Source organism: Microbacterium sp. SW12 (assembly GCF_055391095.1).
Window position 1 is genome coordinate 730,342 of the sequence record NZ_AP024335.1, and the last position, 22,037, is coordinate 752,378.

A 22,037-nucleotide genomic window follows, 5' to 3' on the forward strand; every position below is an offset into this window, starting at 1 on the left:
GTCTTTCCAGGCGTGCGCTGTGCGCCAGGAGCTCGGATAGCTGCCGGCCGCGCATAATGGTCGTTCCGGATTGCCGCGTGGACTTTGTGTATATGAATCTCACGGGGCGTGACCGGCGACTCAATAGCATGGAGTCGATCGTAACGTTTGAAACGCTGGCTGATATCAGGCATGTCGACTGTTGCAAGAGAGTAGGGGAGCTTCACGATGCTCGCGAGCGACCTGTCCGCAGAGGAAATCTATAGCAAGAGGACCCCCTCGGTACCGGCGCTGCGTCTGCGAGAAGTGTGAACGGGGCGTCGAAGCCTCCCCGTAGTGGCGGGCTCGGGCGGATCATTCCCGCGCTCGTCGCGTCTAGCGCGCTCGGCTATGGGATACAGCTGCTTGCGCCTTTCCTCCTCGCCGCGCCGGAGTATGTCGAGTTCAGTGCCTTCTGGAGTGCGCTTTTTCTTGGGGTTGCTTCCTTGTCCGGCGTTCAGAATGAAGTGGCAAGATCAACGCTCCCCGAAGGTAGTTCCGCTGCCACCGAGTCTCTGCGGCGCTATGCGGTAGTCGTGGGACTTGGGGCCGCTGTCGGCGGTGCGATCGGTGGAGCAGTCGTCGGTGGACTACTCGGGTCAGGTGATTCGGGCATGATTGCCGTCGCGATGGCGCTCGGGCTGGGCGGCTTCGTGATTCTCGCTATCCAGACGGGAACGCTCTATGGTGCCGGGCGTTGGGCCGGTGTCGCACTGGCGATCATCGCCGACCCGGGGCTGCGCGCCTTGGCGTTCGTGGCCATTGCTGCGCTTGCTCTGGCTGTTGGCGCCAGTATTCCGTTCGGGACATTGCTGCTCGCGACTGTGTTGCCCTTCACGGGAGCGGCGATAGTCGTTTGGTGGGGCGGTGGCAGAGCGACGGTCAGGGCGGTCTTCATCGATCAGACGTGGACACGGCTCCTTCGTAACTCCTTTCACACAGTGGTGGCGGCGACCGCACTGGGATTTGTAGCGGCGGGAATGCCTCTCGTTATCGCAGCCATCGGCCAGGGAGAGGAGCCTTCCGTCGTTGCGGGCGCCGTGCTCGCTGTTGTCCTTCTGCGTGCCCCTCTCGTGAGCCCTATGCTTGCGCTGCAGAGCTACTTGACGGTTACTTTCCGTGACGCGCCATTGCTCGCTCGTCGACGTTCTCTCGTTCTCATGACGGCACTCCTTCTCGCTGCCGGCATCGTGTCGCTTGCGATTGCCTGGGGCGCGCAGGCCGTGGATGACCTACTCTCGCCTCTGTATACCCTGCCGCCTGTGTGGGTTCTTGTCGCGATCGTGTTTGCCGCCGCGCTGGTCGGCATTCAGTCCATCGTTGGGGCGGCAGCGCTCGCGCGCGGGAGTCACCGTGTGTACTCTCTCGGGTGGGTCACGACAGCTGCCGGGGTCTTGGTCGCCGCATTGCCCCCATTGCCGTTCGAGCTAAGGCTCGCTGTGGCGCTGACGTTGCCCGTCGTTGTCGGATTGGCGGTTCATCTGATTGGGCTGAGCTCGGCCGGGCGTCGCCGTTCTCACGCGGTATGATCAGTGGGTTGAGCTCTCGAAGTCCGTTTGTCGCCGCGAAGTTGGTACCGCTTGTCTTCTGTCATTGATGTGATGCTCCCGTATTACGGGGATGTTGAGCAGATGAAAGCGGCAGTCGACAGCGTTAGGGCGCAAAGCAGCCCGCATTGGCGCCTCGTAGTCATTGACGACGGTTATCCGGACCAAGAACCCGCACGCTGGTTTGGTTCCATTGCAGATTCTCGAGTTGTGTACATCCGCAATGAGAAGAATCTCGGCGCCAATGGCAACTACAGGAAAGCTGTTGAACTTGTCGAGTCGCCGTGGTTCGTGATGATGGGTGCGGACGACATCATGGCGCCCGACTACCTTAGCGTTGTGGACCGAGTGATCCGCTCTTCCGAGGTGGACATTATTCAACCGGGAGTAAGGGTAATCGACGAGAACAATGCTGTGGTGCGCCCGCTCGCGGACCGTGTCAAGCGTCGCCTATCACTCAAGCCCGAACCCGGAGGCAGCGTACTCGGAGGGGAGACCCTAGTCGCGAGTCTCTTGAGGGCCAACTGGGCCTACTTTCCGTCAATCGCGTGGCGAACGTCCTCGGTGCGTGAGGTCGGATTCCGGCCGGACTTAGACGTCGCGCAAGATCTTGGCCTCATCCTCGACATTCTCGCGAGAGGGGGAGGATGATGGTATTGCCAGACGTCATCTTTGAGTATCGACGCCACACAGCCTCAGACTCATCCGTGCGCGCTCTCGACGGGCGGCGCTTCGATGAAGAGCGACGGTTCTTTGACGACGAGGCTCGGCGGTTCGACTCCCTCGGGTGGAAGCGCGCCGCTCGCGCAGCGCGGTGGCACCTCGCCTCACGCCTCAATGCGGCGTCTTTGGTGCCAAAGGCGATCACCCGAGGAGGGGCGGTAAACCGTCTGGTACGACATGTCTTCGCGTGAGGAGGATCTCGTGCTTCTTCGCGCTTCAGCCATCGGTGAACGAGGGAATTGAAGGGTGGCATAGGTTTAATGGATCTCCTCGTTGTCGGATCTGGTCTCTTCGGCCTCACGGTTGCTGAGCGTGCGGCCGCGGCAGGCCGCAAAGTGGTCATCATCGATCGGCGTGACCACCTTGGAGGAAACGCATACAGCGTTACCGAACCGATCACTGGGATCGAGGTTCACCGTTACGGTGCGCACCTGTTTCACACGTCGAATCCCGTGGTCTGGGACTACGTCAACAGGTTCACTGGCTTCACGGACTATGTGCATAGAGTGTTCACGACCCACGAGGGCGTCGTGTATCCGCTTCCGATCAACCTGGGGACGATCAATCAGTTCTTCCGCGCAGCCTATACACCTGCTCAGGCGCGCGCGCTGGTCCGTGAACTTGCGGAGGAATTCGACCCGAAGGCCGCCAGCAACCTTGAGGAACGTGCGATTGGGCTTATCGGCCGCCCCCTCTACGAAGCATTCGTTCGGGACTACACGGCGAAGCAGTGGCAGACGGATCCTCGGGACTTGCCGGCCGAGATCATTAGCCGGCTCCCGGTACGGTACACCTACGATAGTCGCTACTTCAACGACAAGTGGGAAGGTCTGCCGGTCGACGGATATGCAGCGTGGCTTGAGCGGATGGTCGAGAGTTCCAACATTGAGGTTCGTCTCGGGGTCGACTTCTTCGACGAGTCTCAGCCACTAAACCGGCGGGCGACGGTTGGTCAGCTGCCAATCGTCTACACCGGACCGGTCGACCGGTACTTCGATTACTCGGCCGGTGACTTGGCTTGGCGGACGCTTGACTTTGAGCAGGAGGTGCTCGATGTCGCTGACTTTCAAGGCACGAGTGTCATGAACTACGCCGACGCGGAGGTGCCGTATACCCGTATTCATGAATTCAAGCACTTCCATCCTGAGCGCGCAGAAAGATACCCGCGCGATAGGACCGTTATCATGCGCGAATACTCGCGTTTTGCGTCCCGGGAAGATGAGCCATATTATCCGGTGAACAGTCCCACAGATCGTGCTAGCGTGCTCGCCTACCGCGAACTCATGAACGGCGAGAGAGGTGTCTATTTCGGGGGTCGTTTGGGGACCTATCAGTACCTCGACATGCACATGGCAATCGGCTCAGCTCTCACCTTATGGGCGAATCGTCTGGCTTCTCTTTGAGGCGGTGGGGCGCGCGTACCGGCGCTATGCTGTCGGGGGCGAAGGCAGTCACCGTGGCGGCCGCCTTAGAGCCCGACGCGGGGATCGTCGATCGCGCATGTTTGCGGTCCCGCTCGTCCTGCCGCCGCTGTCGAAGGTCCCTCGTTCGGGGCATCCCTCGACCGCTGCATCGCTGCACGAGCGAGCGGTGGGTGTCCCCCCTCTTGCCACATCGCGGGATGAAATCCGTGGTCTAGTGATGTGCGGGAGAGAACACTCGTGATCGTTGAGCAGAAGCTCCGACCGCGCGTCGCCGGGGTCGTCCTCGCGTACCATCCGAATGCCACCATTCTCCGCAACATCGCGGCGCTCTTGGACCAAGTCAATGTGGTCTATGTCGTGAACAATTCGGCCGGCGAGGCAGCGACACAGGTGCTTGCGCCGCTGGCTTTCTTCCGCGACGTCGAGGTCATCGATCTCGAGGGCAATCTCGGTGTAGGTGCCGGCTTCAACGCAGGGATCCGTCGCGCGCTCGACGCGGACGCCGACTATGTCTGGATCTTTGATCAGGACAGTACGGTTGCACCCGGTATGCTCGGGGTGCTTCTTTCACATGTGGACGACTACGGAGTGCATACCGGTATCATCGGGCCGGCGCTGCGTGCGGCAGAGACCGGGCGTGTCTACCCCGCGGACTCAGGGGTCGGCGCAGTGCGGCGACACACCTTGATCTCGTCCGGGTCCCTTTTTTCGCGGGAACTGCTCGAAGAGATCGGCCTCCACGATGAGTGGATGTTCATCGACTACGTCGATCACGATATCTGCCTTCGCGCGCGTTCCGCCGGGTATACAAACCTGAAGGTTCTCGATACTGTTCTGGATCACCGTTTCGGTGATTCAACACCCGCCCGCCTGCTCGGACGGAACGTGTATCTCGCGAACTATTCACCACTGCGGCTCTACTATCAGTCCCGGAATCGGGTCGTATTGCTGCGTCGCTTCGGGCCTCGCGGCTGGTTCGGCGAAGACGCTTGGTTCACCATTAAGGCATGGACCAAGATAATCCTCTTCGAGACCCAGCGGGGTTTGAAGACCGCGTCAGCTCTTCGGGGGCTATGGGACGGTCTCCGTTGGAGGCGCACCGGCGAGTAACGCGGCACGGGACGGTTCGCCGCGAACGACAGCGCGGCGAGCTGTGCCGTCACGCTGTACAAGAGTATCGAGACGTTGGTCAGAGGGTGGCGGGGGCCTGCGTGCAATACGTCCACTCGTCTGCAGACCTCGTCTAGATCCCGTGGACTTCGTACGGATGTGGCTGCACCGCCCCGAACGGGGTACGCGCAATGTCGCATCCGTTCTCAACTGAGTATTTGAAGGGTTGAGGGCCAGTCGATATTGGGGTTCAGTGCCACTCGATATTGCGATTCAGGGCCGCCCGGTATTGCCGGTGAGCGCCACCCGGTGATGGCAACGCTCACCGGCGCCGGTCAGGCCGTCCTGGCGGTGTGTTCGCGCATGTTGGTGCTGCCGGTCTCGATCCAGATGGTGTTGTGGACGATGCGGTCCATAATCGCGTCGGCGTGGACTCCGCCGCCGAGGCGTTGGTGCCAGTCCTTCTTCGCGTACTGGGTGCAGAACACCGTCGAGGTGGCGTCGTAGCGGCGCTCGAGCAGCTCGAGCAGCATGCCGCGAACGCTGTCATCGGGGTTGTCGAGGAGCCATTCGTCGATCACGAGGAGCGTGAACGCCGCGTATTTGCGGAGCCACTTCTCCTTCCCCGCGGGCCGGTCGCGGGCGGTGGCCCAGGATTCTTCGAGGTCGGGCATGCGGATGTAGTGCGCCCGGTAGCGGTGCTGACAGGCCTGCTTCGCCAACGCCGATCCGAGGTAGCTCTTCCCAGACCCGGTGAAGCCTTGGAATACGACGTTCTGCTGCCGGGTGATGAACTGGCAGGTGCCGAGTTGCGCGATCACCCCGCGGTCAAGACCCCGCTGCTCGAGCAGGTCGACTCGCCGCAGGTCCGCGTTCGGGTAGCGGAGACCCGCCCGCCGGATGAGGCCTTCGACCTTGGCGTGGGTGAAGGTGGCGTGGGCGTCGTCGACGGCGAGCTTGACGCGTTCTTCGAACGCCATTCCCAACGTGAGGCTGTCGTCCTGGACCTCGAACGCGTCGACCAGCGACGTCACCCCCATCTCACGCAGCTTCCGCTTCGTCTCCGAGTCGAGCCGGCTCATCGGATGTCACCGGCGTAGTAGTCCGCGCCGCGGACGTATCCGGTCGGCCCCGTAGTCGCGGGTTCAGCCCATGGGCTCCTCCCGTCGGGTTGGTCCTGGTTCGTCTCGAGGATGGGCCGCAGATGCGCGTAGCGCGGAGATCTCACCCGGGACGCGAGGGCGATCCCGGCGGCGGCTTCGACCCGAGCGGCGGAGTAGCGGCGGGTGAGCCGCAACACCGCCAAAGCCGCGTCCAGGCCCTGCTCGTCGACGGGCACGGACTCGAAGATCCGATTCACCACGATCGTGGTGTCCTCCCCGATCCGGCCCGCCCACTCGCGAACACGTTCGGCGTCCCATTGCCGGTAGCGGGGACCGTCGGGCAGATCGCTGTCGTGGGTGCGATACTCGTTCACCATCCCGACCGGAGCGAGCAGGTGGCTCGTCAGCCGCTCCTGCCCGGCGAAGATCTCGACCGTGGTGTCGGTGACCCGCAGATCAACACTCCGACCGATGTTCGGGTAGGGCACGGAGTAGAAGTTGCGCTCGAACACGACGTGCCCGTTCTTCTGAACCCGGCGCCGGTAGAACCACCTCGAGATCTCAAACGGGACCACCGGAAGCGGCCGCAGCAGCGGCTTCTCCTCCGAGTCGAACACGCTCAGCCTTGACCCGGCGCGCTTTTGGAACGGCTCCGCGTTGTAAGCGGCCACGCGTTCGTAGACGACCGCCCGCAACTCCGCCAAGCTCGCGAAGCTTCGGTCGCGGAGGGATGCGATCACCCAGGTCGCGACGTTCCCGACCGTGTTCTCGACACTGGCCTTGTCTTTCGGCTTCTTCACCCGCCCCGGGAGCACCGCCGCGGAGTAGTGCGCCGCGAGTTCCCGATACGCATCGTTGAGCACCACCTCACCTTCCGCCGGGTGCTTCAGCACCCCGGTCTTGAGGTTGTCCGGGACGACACGCAGGACACTCCCGCCGAACCAGTCGAACATCGACACGTGCGCGCGCAACCAGGCGTCCTGCTGCATGTCCAGCGTCGGCTCCACGAACGAGTAGCGGGAGAACGGCAGCGTCGCAACGAACAAGTAGACCCGCGTCTGCTGCCCGGTGACCGGGTCGGTCAGCTGCATCGTCTTGCCCGACCAGTCGACCTCGACCGTCTGCCCCGCCTTGTGCCCCACCCGCGACGCCGCCCCGGAGATGAGGACGTGCTGCTGGTAGGCCTTGCAGAACCTGTCGTATCCCATCGCCGTCGATCCCGCCGCCCGGCAGGCGTCGACATACTCGCCATGCAGCAGCTTCAGCGTCACCCCGACCCGCGCGAGCTCCCGGTGCACCCTGTCCCAGTCCGGCTGCGCGTGAACGCTGTCATGTTCACCACGACCAGGAAACAGCCGCGCATACACGTCCGCTTCCTCGAGCTTGGCGACGTCGTCCCAACCGATCCCTTCCCGGTCGGCGGCGTCGATGACCGCCGCCACACTCGTCCGGGACATGCCCTGCGCGGCGATCTGCCTCCCCGTGAACCCCTCCGCGCGAAGCCGAAGCACCAGCTTCGCCTTGATCTTGCGTACCATCCGAATCACTCCTTCTGCCGTGTGATTGGCCACGCGGCAGAAGGAGCCTAGGAACGGTGGCCCTCAACCCCAATATTCGGTGGCCCTCACCGACACGATCGCGTCGATGAGCGAGTGGCCCTGAACCGCAATATCAGTGGCCCTCAGAGGAGCGAATACTCACTCAACCGACCTCCATCGTCGGGAACGGGTGCACGTCGTAATGGAATGTGGAGCGGTGGCGGCGGGCCATGGTCCGATGGTCAATGCTTGCCGACGGTACACGGCTGTCCATCGAACCTCCCTGGCAGTGATCTCCATGGACGTCGTTGCCTGAATCGTTAGCCCCGGTAGTTCACGGGGATCTGCGGATCGCTGGGTGAAAATAGACCGAAGTGCTTCCTGAACAGGGGAAACTGGGACTTGTTTAAGGTTCCTGATCCTCAAGCAGAAAGCACTCGGTAGGTGAAGCGTACTTCGTGGTCGTCTGGTCTGTCGTTCTCCGTCGAGGATGTCGGGGTGATTGCTCATGCCGGGGTCATCGCGCCGCGTCTTCTGGCTGATCGCGTCGGCCTGACCGCCGAGCTGTCGGGGGCCATGGCGCAGCGCCGATCCATCCCGATCCATGACCGTGGCAGGGTGTTGACCGATGTCGCGGTGATGCTCACAGGTGGCGGCACGTCCATCGCCGACATCCGCGTCCTGCGCCACCAATCCACTGTCCTGGGTCCGGTCGCCTCCTCTCCGACGGTGTGGCGCGCCCTGGACGAGGTCACCGCTGGTAAACGCAAAAAGATCCAGGTCGCGCGGGCCCGTACGCGGCGGCATGTGTGGTCCCAGCTGCCCGGCGGGGTGCCGGCCTCCAAGTGCGCGGGCCGGGATCTGGGGGACACGGTCGTGCTCGATGTGGACGCCACCATCGTGGTCACCCACAGCGAGAAAGAACAGAGCGCGCCGACCTACAAGCGCACCTTCGGCTACCACCCGATCGGCGTGTGGTGCGACAACACAGAAGAGTTCCTCGCTGCGAGCTTGCGGCCGGGCAACGCGGGGTCGAACACCGCGGCCGACCACATCGACGTCCTGGGGCAAGCCATCGCCCAGATTCCCGCCGCCCATCGGCGTGATGTGCTGATCCGATCCGACGGCGCCGGCGCCTCCCATGACCTGTTGGAGTGGATCTCCGAGCAGAATCGGATCCGTGGTCGGCGGGTGGAGTACTCGGTCGGCTTCTCGATCACCGCCGGAATCCGCCGGGCCATCGCGATCGCCCCCGACACCGCGTGGGGGCCAGCGGTGAATCAAGACGGCGACCTGAGGCCGGGCGCGGAGATCGCCGAGCTGACTGGACTGCTGCCGCCCAGGATGCTCGCCAAGTGGCCCGACGGGATGCGGGTCATCGTCCGCCGTGAGCGGCCCCACCCCGGCGCCCAGTTGTCGATGTTCGAGGAACTCGACGGGTGGCGCTACCAGGCGTTCGTCACCAACACCGCCACCGGTCAACTGCAGTTCCTCGAGGCCAGGCATCGGGCGCACGCCCGGGTGGAGGACCGGATCCGCCACGCCAAAGACACCGGCCTGGGCCGTCTGCCCTCGCGAGAGTTCGCTCTCAACCAGGCATGGCTGGTGGCGGTGATGATCGCCGCCGACCTCGTCGCCTGGACCCGGATGCTGGCCTGCACCGGCGCCGCCACCATCCTCGCAGCGTGCGAGCCCAAAGCGATGCGCTACCGCTTCCTCCACGTCGCCGCCCTACTGACCCGCAGCAGCCGACGTAGACGGGTCAAAATCCCCGAGACCTGGCCCTGGGCCACCGCCATCGAAGCGGTGTTCCACACGATCGCCGCGATCCCCAAACCGGCCTGACCCCACCTGCCCACCCACGACAGCACCACCCGGAGACCCGCCCACCGGCAGCGCCAGCCGGCGCCCAAACACGTCTACACGACCCGCCGGACACAACATCCGTAGAAACCCGACTCCATCACGCCCCATGAATCAGCGGGGCTTGCGGCAAGATGTGGTCTGTGTTCTACTTGTGGCGCAGGACACAGTCGTCCGTTTGGGAGTGGCAGCGCGTGGTGGGTCAGCCGAGTGGGCCTGGCTTGTTCGCTCAAACAACCTCAGCGAGAGAAGGTTGGCTATGACAGCGACTGCTATCAGGGATGGTGGTTCTCCACACACTGAATCGGCCAGCGTGTAGCAAATTTTGACATCCCCATTTGTTCCTATCAACCTCCTTGGCCGCGCGGAGCGACTGAGGAATATCGAGAAGAGACAGGAGATTTTTCTGATGAAAACACGAGGCGCGATTTGCTGGGAGCCTGGCGCGAACAAGGGTTGGTCAGTCGAAGAGATCGAACTGGGTGATCCTCGGCCTGATGAAGTACGAGTCAAACTCGCAGCGTCGGGGCTCTGTCATTCGGACGACCATATCGACTCCGGCATCTTTGTCGGCTTGGAGCCTATGGTCGGTGGACACGAAGGCGCCGGAATCGTTGAGGAAGTCGGCTCCGCAGTCAAGGGAATCGTGCCGGGCGACCACGTCGTGCTGGCGTTTATCCCCTCCTGCGGCCGTTGCTACTCCTGTGTCAGTGGACATTCGCATCTTTGCGATCTCGGAGCCCACCTCTTCGGAGGAGTGGCGCTCTCGGACGGGACCCACCGGGTCCAAGCGCGTGGCAAAGGCGTAGGGACGATGTGCTTGCTGGGAACCTTCTCCCCGTATGTTGTTGTCCACGAGGACAATGTCATCAAGATCCGTGACGATGTTCCGCTTGATCGGGCCGCGCTCGTAGGGTGTGGCGTCACGACGGGGTGGGGTTCGGCATTTCACACCGCGGGCACCCAGCCCGGAGACACGGTGGCCGTGATTGGCGTCGGCGGAATCGGCATGAACGCAGTACAAGGTGCCCGCCTCGCAGGTGCCAAGAACATCATTGCGATCGACACTGTGGCTTACAAACGAGAGCGCGCCAAGGAGTTCGGCGCAACGCATGTGGCCGCAAGCATGGAGGAAGCCCTGCCCCTTATCGCGGAGCTAACTCGGGGCACCCTGGCGCATCGGGCCATCCTGACCACCAGCGTTGCTGAGGGCGAGCTGGTGGAGCCAGCACTGAAGCTGGTCGGCAAACGGGGAGTGCTGGTTCTGACCTCGAGTGCACCGGGCGATCAAATAAAGGTCGACCTGGATCTGTTAACCCTCACCTTGTACGAGAAGGAAATTCGCGGCGGTCTGTTCGGATCATCGAATCCCCGCATTGATATCCCCCGCCTGCTCGACTGGTATATGGAGGGAGAACTCAAGCTCGACGAACTGGTCACTACTACCTACACCCTCGACCAGGTTAACCAAGGATACAAAGACATGTTGGATGGCAAAAATTTGCGCGGCATCATCACCTACGAAGAGGCTTGAGTTTCATGACCAGCACCACACACCACAGGACACTTTCCTGGGCTAAGGAAGCTGAGTACACATTCAAGTTCAGAAAGTTGGTTCTGGGAACATGACGCACTACTCACTCTTCATTGACGGCAAGTCTGTCGATACCGACGAAACCTATGACGTGGTCAGCCCGGGTGATGGCACGGTGATTGCCACGCTAGCCAAGGGAGGAACCGCGGAGGTCGACGCTGCGGTCGAAGCCGCCGCAGCGGCTTTCGCCAGCAGCGGCTGGCGCGAAACTCCGATGCATGAGCGGGCGGCGGTAATCGACCGCGCAGCGGATGCGATCGAAGCCCGCGCCGAAGAAATCAGTTTGCTCGCCTCGCGAGAGAACGGCACACCGGTCAGGCTCGCTCAAGGTCTCTCTGTCGGCTTCCCAGTCATGCATATCCGCTACTTTGCCGACCTGGCGCGACGACACGTCACCGATCAGCCGACCATGGTAAGCGGCAGCGTAGTCGGCATCATTCGTCGTGAACCGATTGGCGTCGTCGCAGGAATCGTTCCGTGGAACTTTCCACTGCTCCTCACGGTGTGGAAGTCGATCCCGGCAATCGCAGCGGGCAACTCTGTCGTGCTCAAGGCCGACGAGAAGACGCCGTCAACGGCTCTCATCTTGGCCGAGGTGCTCAAGGCTGCGGGATTGCCCGATGGCGTATTCAATGTCATCACTGGTGATGGAGCCGAAGTCGGTGGGCATCTTACCAAGCACCCAAAGGTCCGGAAGGTCTCATTCACGGGGTCCACTGCCACTGGACGGACGGTCATGGCGAACGCTGCAGAGCGTGTCAAGAAGGTCACCATGGAACTCGGCGGAAAGGGAGCAAACATCGTGCTCCCCGACGCCGACCTCGACCTGGCGGTAGACGGATCACTCTGGGCCTTCTTGGTCCACGCCGGCCAAGCATGTGAATCCGGCACCCGGTTGTTCGTCCACCGAACCATCTATCGCGAGTTCGTTGATCGCCTTGTCCAGCGCGCATCGCAGCTCACTATCGGTGATCCCACAGATATGAGCACCGACATCGGACCCTTGATGAACCGAGCTCAGCGGGAACGCGTGGAAGGGTTCATTGACAGCGGTAAGAAGGATGGGGCAACCGTCGCATTCCAGGCCGAACTTCCTGCTGACCTGAACAGGGAAGGCATGTGGGTTCCTCCGACAATCTTCACCGACGTCACACCTGACATGAAGATCACTACGGAGGAGATTTTCGGCCCTGTGGTCTCAGTGATGGCATACGACGATATCGATGCCGTCGTGGCAGAGGCCAACACCAGTGAGTACGGACTCTCGGCCGGCGTTTGGACCACCGACTATACGGTCGCAATGGACCTAGCGCATCGACTTGAGGCTGGCACCGTATGGATCAATGACTGGCACGCCCTGTCAGGCCAACTGCCGTTCGGAGGTGTGAAGCAGAGCGGATTCGGCCGTGAGATGGGCCCGAATGCCATCAACGAGTACACCAATGAGAAGTCGATTGCAATTGACTACTCGGGCCGCGATGCCCGCGCGGCGTGGGGACTTACTATCCCGTAAGAAGAATTGTTCGGAATTCTGACCCACTGAGAGTGCCTCGCAACGAAAACTTCGTTGCGAGGCACTCTCGATCCGTCTCGCCCCGGCGGACCCCTCCAGTTAACCGGCCCTTCCGGAATCAGAGTGCATTGATCCGGTCCTGAAGCTGACCGGAGTGGATCAGTGACCGCAAGATGTAGTGGTTGAGGTTTCGGAAGCCCAGGGCGATTCCGCGCAGGTGCTCGAGGCGACCGTTGATGGCCTCGACCGGGCCGTTGGAAGCCCGGGTGTCGAAGTATGCCAGGATCTCGCGGTGGCGCTTCCAGAGAGAGCGTCCGAGCTGCGCGAGCTCCGGGAGTTCCTTGGGTACGCCGGACCGGATCGAGCGCAGGAGTTTGTACATCGCAATCTTGCCCTCCCGTCTGCCCGAGGCCTCGTATGCAGTGATGAGTCGCTGGTAAACGCCATAGGTGACCTCCACCGCCGCGTGCGCATCGTGGGCGGTGAACGCCTTGAACAGGCGGACCTTCTGTTTGTCGGTCAGCAGTTCGACCCGAGTGCGCAGGGTCCGGCGGATCCCGTAAAGGGGATCGCCGGTGCGGCCGCGGTGCCCCGTGGTGGCCTGCTGGATGCGTTGGCGGCACACGGTGAGCTTGTCGGCGGCAAGCTGCACGACGTGAAATGGATCCATCACCGTCCGAGCAGCGGGCACGGTTTTGGCGGCGGCGGCGTGGTAGCCGGCGAATCCGTCCATCGTGACAACCTTGACTCGGTCACGGAACACCTGGTCGCGGGCATCGAGCCACTCGGTGAGCACCTTCGCCGAGCGCCCGGGGACCATGTCCAGCAGGCGCGACGGGCCGGTGCCGTCCACCACCGGGGTCAGGTCGACCAGGACGGTGACGAACGAAGACGAACCGTCGCCGCGGACGTGTTTCCGCTTGTGCTAATCGACCCCGAGAACGCGGACGCCGTCGAAGTGGCAGATAGGGCTAGTGGGTACGCCTAGTCCGGCGATCCGGTACTTCGATTCCGGCGACTCGGTACTCCTTAGGGCGGGCGGGGTGGTCTGCTCGGGGTGAGGCGGCGCGACTGCGCCGCTTCTTCCTATTTGAGGAGGCTGATGTGGCCGAGTACAAGGCCATCATGACGTTGGCGCTGGCCGGGCATAGCTACAGCGAGATCGTCGCCGCCGTCGGGTGTTCGCGTCGGGAGATCGCGGCGGTGAAGAAGACGATCACCGCGTACGGCATCACCGCCGGCCAAGCGTCGTCGATGAACCCGGCCGAGATCGCCGGGATGTTCCCCGACGGGCGCAAACGCGTCTCGGAGGACTACACCAAGCCCGATTTTGATCGGGTGCTGGCGTCGATGAAGTTCAACCGGCACTTCACCATCCAGCAGGCCTGGGGCAAATATCTCGCGGACCCCGTCGGGGCCGGGAAGAAGTACGGGTACTCCCAGTACTGCGCCCTGTTCGCCGACCACGCCCGCATCAAGGACGTCGTGGCCACGCTGCATCACGAACCCGGCAGGACGATGCTGGTCGACTGGGCCGGCGACACCCTCGAGGTCCTCGACGCGGTCACCGGTGAGGTCACCAAGCTGTACTTGTTCGTGGCGGTGCTGCCGTACTCCGGTGCGGTGTTCTGTCGCGGTTTTACGGATATGAAGTCCCCGTCGTGGATCGACGCTCACGTCGCAGCGTTCGACTTCTTCGGCGGGACGCCGCAGATGGTGGTGCCCGACAACCCGACCACCGCCACCCACCGGCAGGCCAAGGGCGAGGCGGCCAGGGCTGTCAACGTCCGCTACCAGCAACTGGCCGACCACTACGGCACCGCGATCGTGCCGGCGCGGGTCCGCAAACCCCGCGACAAAGCGGCCGTGGAGTCAGCAGTGGAAGTGGTCAACAAGCGCGTGATCGGCTACCTCGCCGAGGAGGTGTGGACCACCGTCGAGGCCCTGAACGCGGCGATTGATGACCGCGTCGCCGAGATCAACACCCAGATTCGCCGGGCTGACGGTACGACACGGTGGGAGCGATTCGAGTCCGATGAGGCGCCGCTGCTGGCGGTGCTGCCAGACGACGGGTTCGCCACGGTGGAGTGGAAGCAGCTCAAGGTCGGACGGAACTATCACGTCTCCTGCGATTCGCAGTACTACTCGGTGCCGTACACCTTCGCCGGTCAACTGCTGCGAGTCCGGTTGACCGCGCAGTCGGTGACGCTCTTCGACGGTGACCAGGTCGTCTGCGAGCACCCACGGCGCCACGGCCGCAAAGGCCAGTACTCGACCGTGCTCGCTCACGCCCCGAAGGAGCACCAGGGTATCGACGGTCTGTGGTCCCGGCAGTGGTTCACCGACCGTGCCCGCGGGTTCGGCCCCGCCACTGAGCAGGTGATCGCCCAGATCCTTGATCGTCACGTGATCGAGGCGCAGGGCTATCTGGACTGCCAGAACATCCTCGAAACTCTCGGCAAGCGCAGTCGCCAGCGGCTCGAGGCAGCCTGCCAGGTACTGCTCAACCAGAACAGTGCCGGTAGCTACAGCGTGCTCAAACGCGTCATGGCGAGCATCGACTCCGACCACAAGGCGCCCCGGCCCGTGGTCCCGGCGGCGGCCACACGAAAACCGCCGCCACCGGCCGGGGCCCGAGACGACGGCGCGATTCAAGTCCGCTCGGCCGATCACTATGCGCGCGGCCGCAGCGGGGAGGGCGTGTGATGTTCACCGAGATCGATCACCAGAAGTTCCGCAACCTACGCATCACGCACGTGGCGACCCGGTTCGAGGAGCTCATCAGCGATGAGGCCAATGACGAGCTCACCCCGGAGCAGATCTTCCTCACCGCCGTCGACGACGCCCTAGACCAGCGCCAAGCCCACCGGATCGACAAGCTGATCCGCGCCGCGAAGTTCCCGATCCCGCAGGCCTCGATCGCGGAGATCAACTACCAGGAAGGACGCGGGATCACCCCGGTGCGGATGAAACGCTACGCCGGGCACCACTGGCGCCAAGACCCCACCAACCTGCTGGTCCTCTCACCGACCGGCGGCGGGAAAACCTACCTGGCCTGCGCGATCGGCATCGCCGCCTGCCAGAACGGGCACACCGTCACCTACGCCCGCATGGACGAACTCGCCCGGCGGCTGGTCATCGCCCGCGGCGACGGCATCCGCCACCAAAAAATGCTCAACGACCTGTCGGACGTGGAACTGCTGATCATCGACGACTTCCTCACCGTGGGCATCGACCCCGAGGCCGCGAACGACCTGTTCGCCGTGCTGGCCAACCGGGAGCACCGGCTGCCGACGATGATCGCCTCACAATCCCGACCGGCGTACTGGCTCGAGGCCCTACCTGACCGGGTGGCCGCGGACTCCATCGTCAACCGGCTGGCCAACAACGCCCGCGAGATCAACCTCGGCGAAGTCGACATGCGACGCCAACGCGACGACCAAGCCCGGGCGACCACCGGCTACTGGGAGTAACCCCCGACGGTGCCGGCCCGCCTCACGCGCGGGCCGGTTCCGGGTCGCCGGAACAGCGGTACCAACTCGCCGGACCCGCGGTACCGACAAGCCCTATCTGCCACGAAGTGTCCGGGCTGGTCGTAGACCATGGCGCGAGTCTCGGTGACCGCCAGGTCGTTGACGAGGTCCCATCCCAGCCCGAGTGCCTTGGCGACCGCGGACACGCTGGTGCGGTCGATCGCCAGACGCTGCAGGATCCAGCGGCTGCAGCGGCGGGTGGTCTTGGCCCGCGGCTCGGCCAACGCCGGCATGCGTTGCTGGAAGATCCTCGTGCCGCAGTCATCGTTGTCGCAGACAAAGCGTGGTACCCGCACGTGCAGTCTGGTGGGATGTCCGACGATCGGTAGATCCGTGACCTTCCGCTGGACGTGGTCGCGCAGGCGCCCCGCCATCCCGCACTCGGCGCAGATCGGGTCGAGTGTGACCGGGGCGCAGAACAGGTGCGTGAGCTCGTCGGCCACGGCGGCGTCGGTGATCGTCACCCCGAGCTCGACGGTGCGGCAGATGGTGTCGGCAAGCAGGCTGGCGGTAGCGTTCAAAGCGGGTCCTGGGGTGTTCGATGCGTGGCGTGAGAACCTGCATCGTCACACGCCCCAGGACCCCTACATTTTGTGCCTCACCGCATCACCGGCGAACCCCAGCTACGCACTCCGGATCCGGAAGGGCCACTTATCGCTCGGCTACAGGACGCCGGTCGTGGTCCAAATCGTCGATGGTCAAGGTAGGCCTCTTTCCAGGAGGTAGTGCAGAGTCAGCTGCTGACCGAGCCATAGAAGTGCAGGATCGGCGGCTGGTTCTCGGTATCGAGCGACTCCGACATGTCTAGGGTGCCGTCGGTAAGCGCTGCTCCGAGGCGGTCGACGGTGTCGGCGAGATCGTGGGTTTCGATCTCGTACATTGTCAGATACCTAGTCGGCGGGGCGCCAGAAGCATCGACAAGTTGTTCTTCGGCATACCGGTAACGTTTTCCCGAGACCACACCAGCAATTCGGTCAACGACTTGCGGTATGTGGATGTCGTCATACCAGCGGTTGAACTCGTCCTCCAGATTGTCCTTGGGCTGGACGTGGGCTATCAGAATTGCGCGAACTATGTTATCGGGCATTGTTGATGTCCTTCCAGTGTGAGGTTTCGCTACTGTGGCCGTAGCGAGGCTCGTCGCAGCTTTCCAACTTCGTTGCGCGGAAGCGCATCGACGAAGGTAACGACACGCGGCGATGCATACTTGCCCACATGTTGTGCGACAAGGTCTTTGAGTTGGCGGGTTAGTTCGTCGACGTCTATTCCGGGTTGTGGAGCCACTACGACGGCTCGCACCACATCACCGCGAGCATGATCGGCGTAGGCGACCGCGGCAGCTTCTGTGATTGCGGGGTGCTTGAGAATCGCATCCTCCACCTCGACCGGACTCACGTTATGTCCAGAGGTGATGATCATGTCGTCCGCTCGTCCCTCGATCATCCATCGCCCCTCGCCGTCGATGCGGGCTCGGTCTTCGGTGACAAAGACCTCACCGTGCCAACTTTGCTGCCACTGCGCAGGGGCATTTTCGTAACCTGCGGACATCTGATGCCGCGGTCGACGAACGGCGATGAGCCCGGGCTCATCTGCAAGCGATGGCGAACCGTCTGGGCCGACTAGAAAGGGATCGAAGCCCGGAATCGGGTGGGTGAGCATTCCCGGTCGTGCTGTCGGGCCGGGCCCGAAAGCGTCCCCTAGAACCATGCCGACCTCCGAGAGACCGTATCCGTTGCGGACTATCGGCGCGCCGGTCGATTCCCAGGAACTGGCCACAGTAGCGGTGAGCGGTTCACCTGCGGCGGCGACTGTGCGCAGCGTCTGAGGCACCCCGATCTCCGAAAACACCGGAGCCAGCCGACGGATCGCCGATGGTGCCGTCGCGAGCACACTCGCCTTGGTCTCGACAGCGACCCGGTGCCATGCTTGGGGATTGAAGGGTCCTGAGTAAACCCCGGTGTTTCATGGGGATCTGCGGATCGCTGGGCGCAAATAGACCGAAGTGCTCCCTGAACAGGGGAAACTGGGACTTGTCTAGAGCTACAGTTCCTCAAGCAGAAAGCACTCGGTAGGTGAAGCGTACTTCGTGGTCGTCTGGTCTGTCGTTCTGTGTCGATGATGTCGCGGTGATTTCTCACGCCGGGACCATCGCGCCACGCCTTCTGGCGGATCGCGTCGGTCTGACCGCCGAGCTGTCGGGGGCCATGGCGCAGCGCCGATCCATCCCGATCCATGACCGTGGCAGGGTGTTGACCGATGTCGCGGTGATGCTCACGGGTGGCGGGGAGTCCATCGCCGACATCCGCGTCCTGCGCCACCAATCCACGGTCCTGGGGCCGGTCGCCTCGTCCCCGACGGTGTGGCGCACCCTGGATGAGGTCACCGCCGGTAAACGCAAGAAAATCCAGGTCGCGCGGGCTCGTGCCCGGCGGCACGTGTGGTCCCACCTGCCCGGCGGGGTGCCCGCCTCGAAGTGCGCGGGCCGGGACCTGGGATCGACGATCGTGCTCGACGTGGACGCCACCATCGTGGCCACCCACAGCGAAAAAGAGCAGGCCGCGCCAACCTATAAGCGCACGTTCGGGTATCACCCGATCGGCGTGTGGTGCGACAACACAGAAGAGTTCCTCGCCGCGAGCTTGCGGCCGGGCAACGCCGGGTCGAACACCGCTGCCGACCACATCGATGTCCTGGGCCAGGCGATTGCGCAGGTCCCCGCCGCTCACCGGCGTGATGTGCTGATCCGCTCCGACGGCGCCGGCGCCTCCCACGCCCTGCTGGAATGGATCACCGACCAGAACCGCGTCCGCGGTCGGCAGGTGGAGTACTCGGTCGGATTCGCGGTCACCAACCCGATCCGGCGGGCGATCGCGATGGCTCCCGAGGCAACGTGGGGGCCGGCGTTGAACCAGGGCGGGGACCTGCGGCCCGGGGCTGAGGTCGCCGAGCTGACCGGGTTCCTCTCCCCACGGATGCTCGCCAAGTGGCCAGACGGGATGCGGGTCATCGTCCGCCGCGAACGACCCCACCCTGGCGCCCAACTGTCGATGTTCGAGGAACTCGACGGGTGGCGCTACCAGGCATTTGTGACCAACACCGCCGTCGGTCAACTGCAGTTCCTCGAAGCGCGGCATCGGGCGCACGCCCGCGTGGAGGACCGGATCCGACACGCCAAAGACACCGGACTCGGCCGCCTTCCTTCGCGGGAATTCGCGGTCAACCAGGCCTGGCTCGTCGCGGTCATGATCGCCGCAGACCTCATCGCGTGGACGCGGCTGCTGGCCTGCATCGGCGAGGCCGCCGTTCTCGCCTTGTGCGAGCCCAAAGCGATGCGCTACCGATTCCTGCACGTCGCGGCCCTGCTGACCCGCAGCAGCCGCCGACGACGCGTGAAAATCCCCGAAACCTGGCCGTGGGCCGTCGCCATCGAGGCGGTGTTCCACACGATCGCCGCGATCCCCAAACCCGCCTGACCTCACCTGCCCGCCCACGACAGCACCACCCGGAGACCCGCCCACCGGCAGCGCTAGCCGGAGCTTCCGCACGCCTACTCGCCAATCAGGACGCGACATCCGTAGAGAACCGAATCTCCCACACCCCATGAATCAGGGGGTTAGTGATTGGCCGACGGGCGAAGGCCTCGCGTTGCCTGAACATCACACCTAGCCGCCACAGTCAGGTTCCCGCGCTCGGAGTCGGACAAGCATGTCGATCCAACGGTGGCATCGGAATCCACTCTCGGTCCCGGGCGATGGCACGGCCGTCCCGCAGTCCGCGGAAGAGATGGCTGGTGCCACGGATGGTGCGCTCGACGACGACCAGCCGGATGATCTCCTTGGCGAAAGTGAGCGCCGTGCCGACGGCGAACGGAAGGGGGCGGTAGAAGCCCACCGACCGGTAGTACTGCTTGATCAGCGCGCGGTTGCGCATGATGTAGTACCGGTACGCGTCGCTCGAGGCGTTCATGTGGCGCACGCCCATGTCCCACTGTTTGATCTCGCGCGTGCGTCGAAGGACGAACTCGTTCACGATCACGGATGTCGTGATTCGCGATGCGAGCCACCCGTAGACCTGGTCATCCCAGTAGATGAAGAAGCGCGGGTCGGGGAGCCCGATCCGGCCGACGACGTCGCGATGTATGAACATCCCCTCAAAGCATCCGGAGTTCATCTCCTTGAAGCCTGATTCGTCGAACTCCGCCGGGGCGAAGGGGATCGGGATGCCCATCCGGGCAGCGATGCGGTACTGCCAGTAGAACTCGCTGCCATCGAAATCGTATCGGCGACCCTGGATGGAGCGGAAGCGCCTTGACCATCGACCCATCTTGGCGAGCCCGTCGGGGATCACTTCGACATCATCGTCCATGAGCCACATCCACTCGGAGCCAAGCTCGTAGGCTGTCTGCATTCCTGCGCTGAACCCGCCGGACCCGCCGGTATTGGTCTCGAGGCGGCGGTAGACGAGCTCGGTGCCGATCCGCTCGCGGAATGACTCAACGACCTCGGTGGTGTCATCCGAGGAGGCGTTGTCGATCACAACGACGTGTCCGGGCTTCGGATCCATCTCCCCGATGCTCGTGAGGAGACGGGAGAGCAGCCCCGACCGATTGAACGTGACAGCGACGATCGTCGCTGTCGACGGGTCGAAGCTCGAGTCAGACGAAGTCGGGTTCTGGTTCGCGGCGCGCATGTCTCGACGATCCTATCTGCGACGCCCTGTCAGGAGGCTGCAGCTTCGCCAGGAACAGCACTGTCAGCATCCACCCCCACAGCAGGAGCGGGCTGGACTCGGTAATTCCCTGGATGACGACGATCACCCCGACCGCGACGGGGAGGAGCGAAACCGTGGCGGTAACGCGGTCGTCACGGCGCTGCCAGCGGTGGTGGCGCACCGCGAACACCCACGTGCGCCATACGAAGAGCGCATAGAGGGCGGCAAGCACTACCACGCCGACCACGCCGAGCTGGAACCACACGTCGACCCAGACACTATGGGCCTGGATGATGTGCAGGCCTCGGGGCATCACGATCCAGTCGGAGAATGCCGGATCCCACGGGATCCACGGTGTGGCGAACCCATTGCCGACGACCGGCTGAGCCGCCCCGCGAGAGAAGACGAGATCCCAGATCTCGGTGCGGTCGGTCAGGTCTCCGTCGCGGCCGAGGAACGACAGGATGCCGCGCCGCATGAGCCACGCGAGGCCTGCAGCGATCGCCGCGAGGGTCGCCGCCGCGACGTATACGCGCAGGCGACCCGCTGTCGTGCGTGCAATGCGTGCGGCGAGCAGAATGACAAGCGCGAGCGCGAGCACGGCTGTCGCGATGAATGCGGTCGCCGATTCGGTGCGAACCAACAGATACGCCGAGACTGCAAGTACCGCGATGAAGATGCCCCGCTGGTGTCGCTCGACAGCCAGACGAATGCTGACCACGACCACTGCGAGCAGCGCCAGCATCGCGAGCAGGTTGGCGTTGCCGACGATCCCATCGAGGCGGCCGCCGGTGAACAGCTGGGCGCTCGTCCAGATATCACTACGCTCGGTGCGCGTATCCACGGCGGCAAACTCGATTCCGACCGGACCACCCACGATGAGGGCCGCCCACGCTTCGAAGGCGACCGAGAACGCCATGACGGCAGCGAGCGCCCAGGCGAGTGCTGAGACGAGTTGGCGCCAGGTGAGCATCGCGGCAAGGGCGATGCCAACGAGCGTCGTCGCCGCGAGCAGAGCCCACGTCAGCGCGGTTGTCTCGGGCCACCGCGACCAGGTAATGCTGGCTCCAGCCCATCCCGTGAAGGCAAGCGCAGTCCACGGCAGGGCGCGCCACTGCGGAGCGCGGATGACGCGCAGGGCGAGAATCGCAACTCCCGCACACGCGACGATGCCGGCGGCAGCGGCCGCGGGTGCGCCGAACGCCGCCGCCCATCCGGGTGCCGTGAAGGCGATGAAGAAGACGACGCCGGCCCACACAAGGGGGGCGCGGTGCAGCGAGATCGTGGTGGAAGGGGCGACGACAGGAAGGGTGGCCGTAGGGGCTCCGAAAACCGTCATCAATAGCCACGCTACCTGTCCG

Annotated in this window: 17 protein-coding genes and 2 pseudogenes; 10 read left to right on the top strand and 9 right to left on the bottom strand. The window is 63.7% G+C overall.

The genetic code is table 11. The features are described 5' to 3' along the window. Positions 1-554: 554 nt before the first annotated feature. The 4 genes from MICSW_RS03585 (at position 555) to MICSW_RS03600 (ending at position 4,822) form a co-directional block, all read left to right on the top strand. Complete coding sequence (locus tag MICSW_RS03585) at positions 555-1,547, top strand: hypothetical protein (protein WP_464496779.1); 993 nt, start codon at positions 555-557, stop codon at positions 1,545-1,547. A gap of 51 nt (positions 1,548-1,598) precedes the next feature. Next, positions 1,599-2,216: a glycosyltransferase family 2 protein gene (locus MICSW_RS03590; RefSeq protein ID WP_464496780.1), complete on the top strand. Its 618-nt coding sequence runs from the start codon at positions 1,599-1,601 to the stop codon at positions 2,214-2,216. 332 nt (positions 2,217-2,548) lie between these two features. Continuing rightward, a complete protein-coding gene (glf, locus tag MICSW_RS03595; RefSeq protein WP_464496781.1) occupies positions 2,549-3,691 on the top strand; it encodes a UDP-galactopyranose mutase in 1,143 nt (380 codons plus the stop codon). A 258-nt stretch (positions 3,692-3,949) separates the two neighbouring features. After that, positions 3,950-4,822 (top strand): glycosyltransferase, encoded by an 873-nt coding sequence (locus MICSW_RS03600; RefSeq protein WP_464496782.1) that lies wholly within the window; start codon positions 3,950-3,952, stop codon positions 4,820-4,822. A 335-nt stretch (positions 4,823-5,157) separates the two neighbouring features. Here MICSW_RS03600 and MICSW_RS03605 read toward each other — a convergent pair whose 3' ends face one another. Continuing rightward, positions 5,158-5,904, bottom strand: a complete 747-nt coding sequence (locus MICSW_RS03605) for an ATP-binding protein (protein WP_183498614.1) — start codon at positions 5,902-5,904, stop codon at positions 5,158-5,160. Beyond that, positions 5,901-7,463, bottom strand: a complete 1,563-nt coding sequence (istA, locus tag MICSW_RS03610; protein WP_464495435.1) for an IS21 family transposase — start codon at positions 7,461-7,463, stop codon at positions 5,901-5,903. The genes MICSW_RS03605 and istA (MICSW_RS03610) overlap by 4 nt, the downstream gene beginning before the upstream one ends. Before the next feature lie 444 nt (positions 7,464-7,907). On the opposite strand from istA (MICSW_RS03610), the gene MICSW_RS03615 reads away from it, so the two are divergent. The 3 genes from MICSW_RS03615 to MICSW_RS03625 all read left to right on the top strand — a co-directional run bounded on the left by MICSW_RS03615 (position 7,908) and on the right by MICSW_RS03625 (position 12,433). After that, positions 7,908-9,308, top strand: a complete 1,401-nt coding sequence (locus MICSW_RS03615; RefSeq protein ID WP_039867814.1) for an IS1380 family transposase — start codon at positions 7,908-7,910, stop codon at positions 9,306-9,308. Between the two features lie 427 nt (positions 9,309-9,735). Beyond that, positions 9,736-10,860, top strand: a complete 1,125-nt coding sequence (locus tag MICSW_RS03620) for an NDMA-dependent alcohol dehydrogenase (RefSeq protein WP_006897512.1) — start codon at positions 9,736-9,738, stop codon at positions 10,858-10,860. A 91-nt stretch (positions 10,861-10,951) separates the two neighbouring features. Further along, positions 10,952-12,433 carry an aldehyde dehydrogenase family protein gene (locus tag MICSW_RS03625; protein WP_006897513.1) on the top strand — a complete coding sequence of 494 codons (1,482 nt, stop codon included), beginning with the start codon at positions 10,952-10,954 and terminating at the stop codon, positions 12,431-12,433. A gap of 118 nt (positions 12,434-12,551) precedes the next feature. Here MICSW_RS03625 and MICSW_RS03630 read toward each other — a convergent pair. Continuing rightward, positions 12,552-13,391 (bottom strand): annotated as a pseudogene (locus MICSW_RS03630) (ISL3 family transposase); the annotation flags it as partial. A gap of 146 nt (positions 13,392-13,537) precedes the next feature. Between MICSW_RS03630 and istA (MICSW_RS03635) the strand changes: the two are divergent. Continuing rightward, positions 13,538-15,139 carry an IS21 family transposase gene (gene istA / locus MICSW_RS03635; RefSeq protein WP_006898358.1) on the top strand — a complete coding sequence of 534 codons (1,602 nt, stop codon included), beginning with the start codon at positions 13,538-13,540 and terminating at the stop codon, positions 15,137-15,139. Next, positions 15,139-15,906: an ATP-binding protein gene (locus MICSW_RS03640; protein ID WP_006898359.1), complete on the top strand. Its 768-nt coding sequence runs from the start codon at positions 15,139-15,141 to the stop codon at positions 15,904-15,906. The genes istA (MICSW_RS03635) and MICSW_RS03640 overlap by 1 nt, the downstream gene beginning before the upstream one ends. On the opposite strand, the gene MICSW_RS03645 is transcribed toward MICSW_RS03640, so the two are convergent. The 4 genes and pseudogenes from MICSW_RS03645 to MICSW_RS03660 form a co-directional block, all read right to left on the bottom strand. Further along, the gene (locus tag MICSW_RS03645; protein ID WP_233500122.1) at positions 15,894-16,487 is read right to left on the bottom strand and encodes a transposase family protein; all 594 of its coding nucleotides are present in this window, start codon (positions 16,485-16,487) and stop codon (positions 15,894-15,896) included. The genes MICSW_RS03640 and MICSW_RS03645 overlap by 13 nt on opposite strands. 212 nt (positions 16,488-16,699) lie before the next feature. Then, complete coding sequence (locus tag MICSW_RS03650) at positions 16,700-17,053, bottom strand: hypothetical protein (protein ID WP_006898361.1); 354 nt, start codon at positions 17,051-17,053, stop codon at positions 16,700-16,702. A 29-nt stretch (positions 17,054-17,082) separates the two neighbouring features. Next, positions 17,083-17,514, bottom strand: coding sequence for an AMP-binding enzyme (locus MICSW_RS03655; protein ID WP_338082653.1), 432 nt, complete (start codon positions 17,512-17,514; stop codon positions 17,083-17,085). Next, positions 17,512-17,892, bottom strand: a pseudogene (locus MICSW_RS03660) (AMP-binding protein); the annotation flags it as partial. The gene MICSW_RS03655 and the pseudogene MICSW_RS03660, both read right to left, overlap by 3 nt. 200 nt (positions 17,893-18,092) lie before the next feature. On the opposite strand from MICSW_RS03660, the gene MICSW_RS03665 reads away from it, so the two are divergent. Continuing rightward, positions 18,093-19,439 carry an IS1380 family transposase gene (locus MICSW_RS03665; protein ID WP_233500123.1) on the top strand — a complete coding sequence of 449 codons (1,347 nt, stop codon included), beginning with the start codon at positions 18,093-18,095 and terminating at the stop codon, positions 19,437-19,439. Between the two features lie 202 nt (positions 19,440-19,641). Here the strand turns inward: MICSW_RS03665 and MICSW_RS03670 are convergent, their stop codons facing one another. Beyond that, positions 19,642-20,655, bottom strand: a complete 1,014-nt coding sequence (locus MICSW_RS03670; protein WP_464496784.1) for a glycosyltransferase — start codon at positions 20,653-20,655, stop codon at positions 19,642-19,644. Beyond that, on the bottom strand, positions 20,621-22,015 hold the full coding sequence (locus tag MICSW_RS03675) for an O-antigen ligase family protein (RefSeq protein ID WP_464496786.1): 1,395 nt from the start codon (positions 22,013-22,015) through the stop codon (positions 20,621-20,623). The genes MICSW_RS03670 and MICSW_RS03675 overlap by 35 nt, the downstream gene beginning before the upstream one ends. Positions 22,016-22,037 lie beyond the last annotated feature (22 nt).

Excerpts from the sequence above, each read along its gene's own strand:
- glf (WP_464496781.1), top strand. The coding sequence starts at position 2,549 with ATGGATCTCCTCGTTGTCGGATCTGGTCTCTTCGGCCTCACGGTTGCT.
- istA (WP_464495435.1), bottom strand. The coding sequence starts at position 7,463 with ATGGTACGCAAGATCAAGGCGAAGCTGGTGCTTCGGCTTCGCGCGGAG.
- MICSW_RS03650 (WP_006898361.1), bottom strand. The coding sequence starts at position 17,053 with ATGCCCGATAACATAGTTCGCGCAATTCTGATAGCCCACGTCCAGCCC.
- MICSW_RS03605 (WP_183498614.1), bottom strand. The coding sequence starts at position 5,904 with ATGAGCCGGCTCGACTCGGAGACGAAGCGGAAGCTGCGTGAGATGGGG.
- MICSW_RS03620 (WP_006897512.1), top strand. The coding sequence starts at position 9,736 with ATGAAAACACGAGGCGCGATTTGCTGGGAGCCTGGCGCGAACAAGGGT.
- MICSW_RS03675 (WP_464496786.1), bottom strand. The coding sequence starts at position 22,015 with ATGACGGTTTTCGGAGCCCCTACGGCCACCCTTCCTGTCGTCGCCCCT.
- MICSW_RS03625 (WP_006897513.1), top strand. The coding sequence starts at position 10,952 with ATGACGCACTACTCACTCTTCATTGACGGCAAGTCTGTCGATACCGAC.
- MICSW_RS03655 (WP_338082653.1), bottom strand. The coding sequence starts at position 17,514 with ATGTCCGCAGGTTACGAAAATGCCCCTGCGCAGTGGCAGCAAAGTTGG.
- MICSW_RS03640 (WP_006898359.1), top strand. The coding sequence starts at position 15,139 with ATGTTCACCGAGATCGATCACCAGAAGTTCCGCAACCTACGCATCACG.
- MICSW_RS03670 (WP_464496784.1), bottom strand. The coding sequence starts at position 20,655 with ATGCGCGCCGCGAACCAGAACCCGACTTCGTCTGACTCGAGCTTCGAC.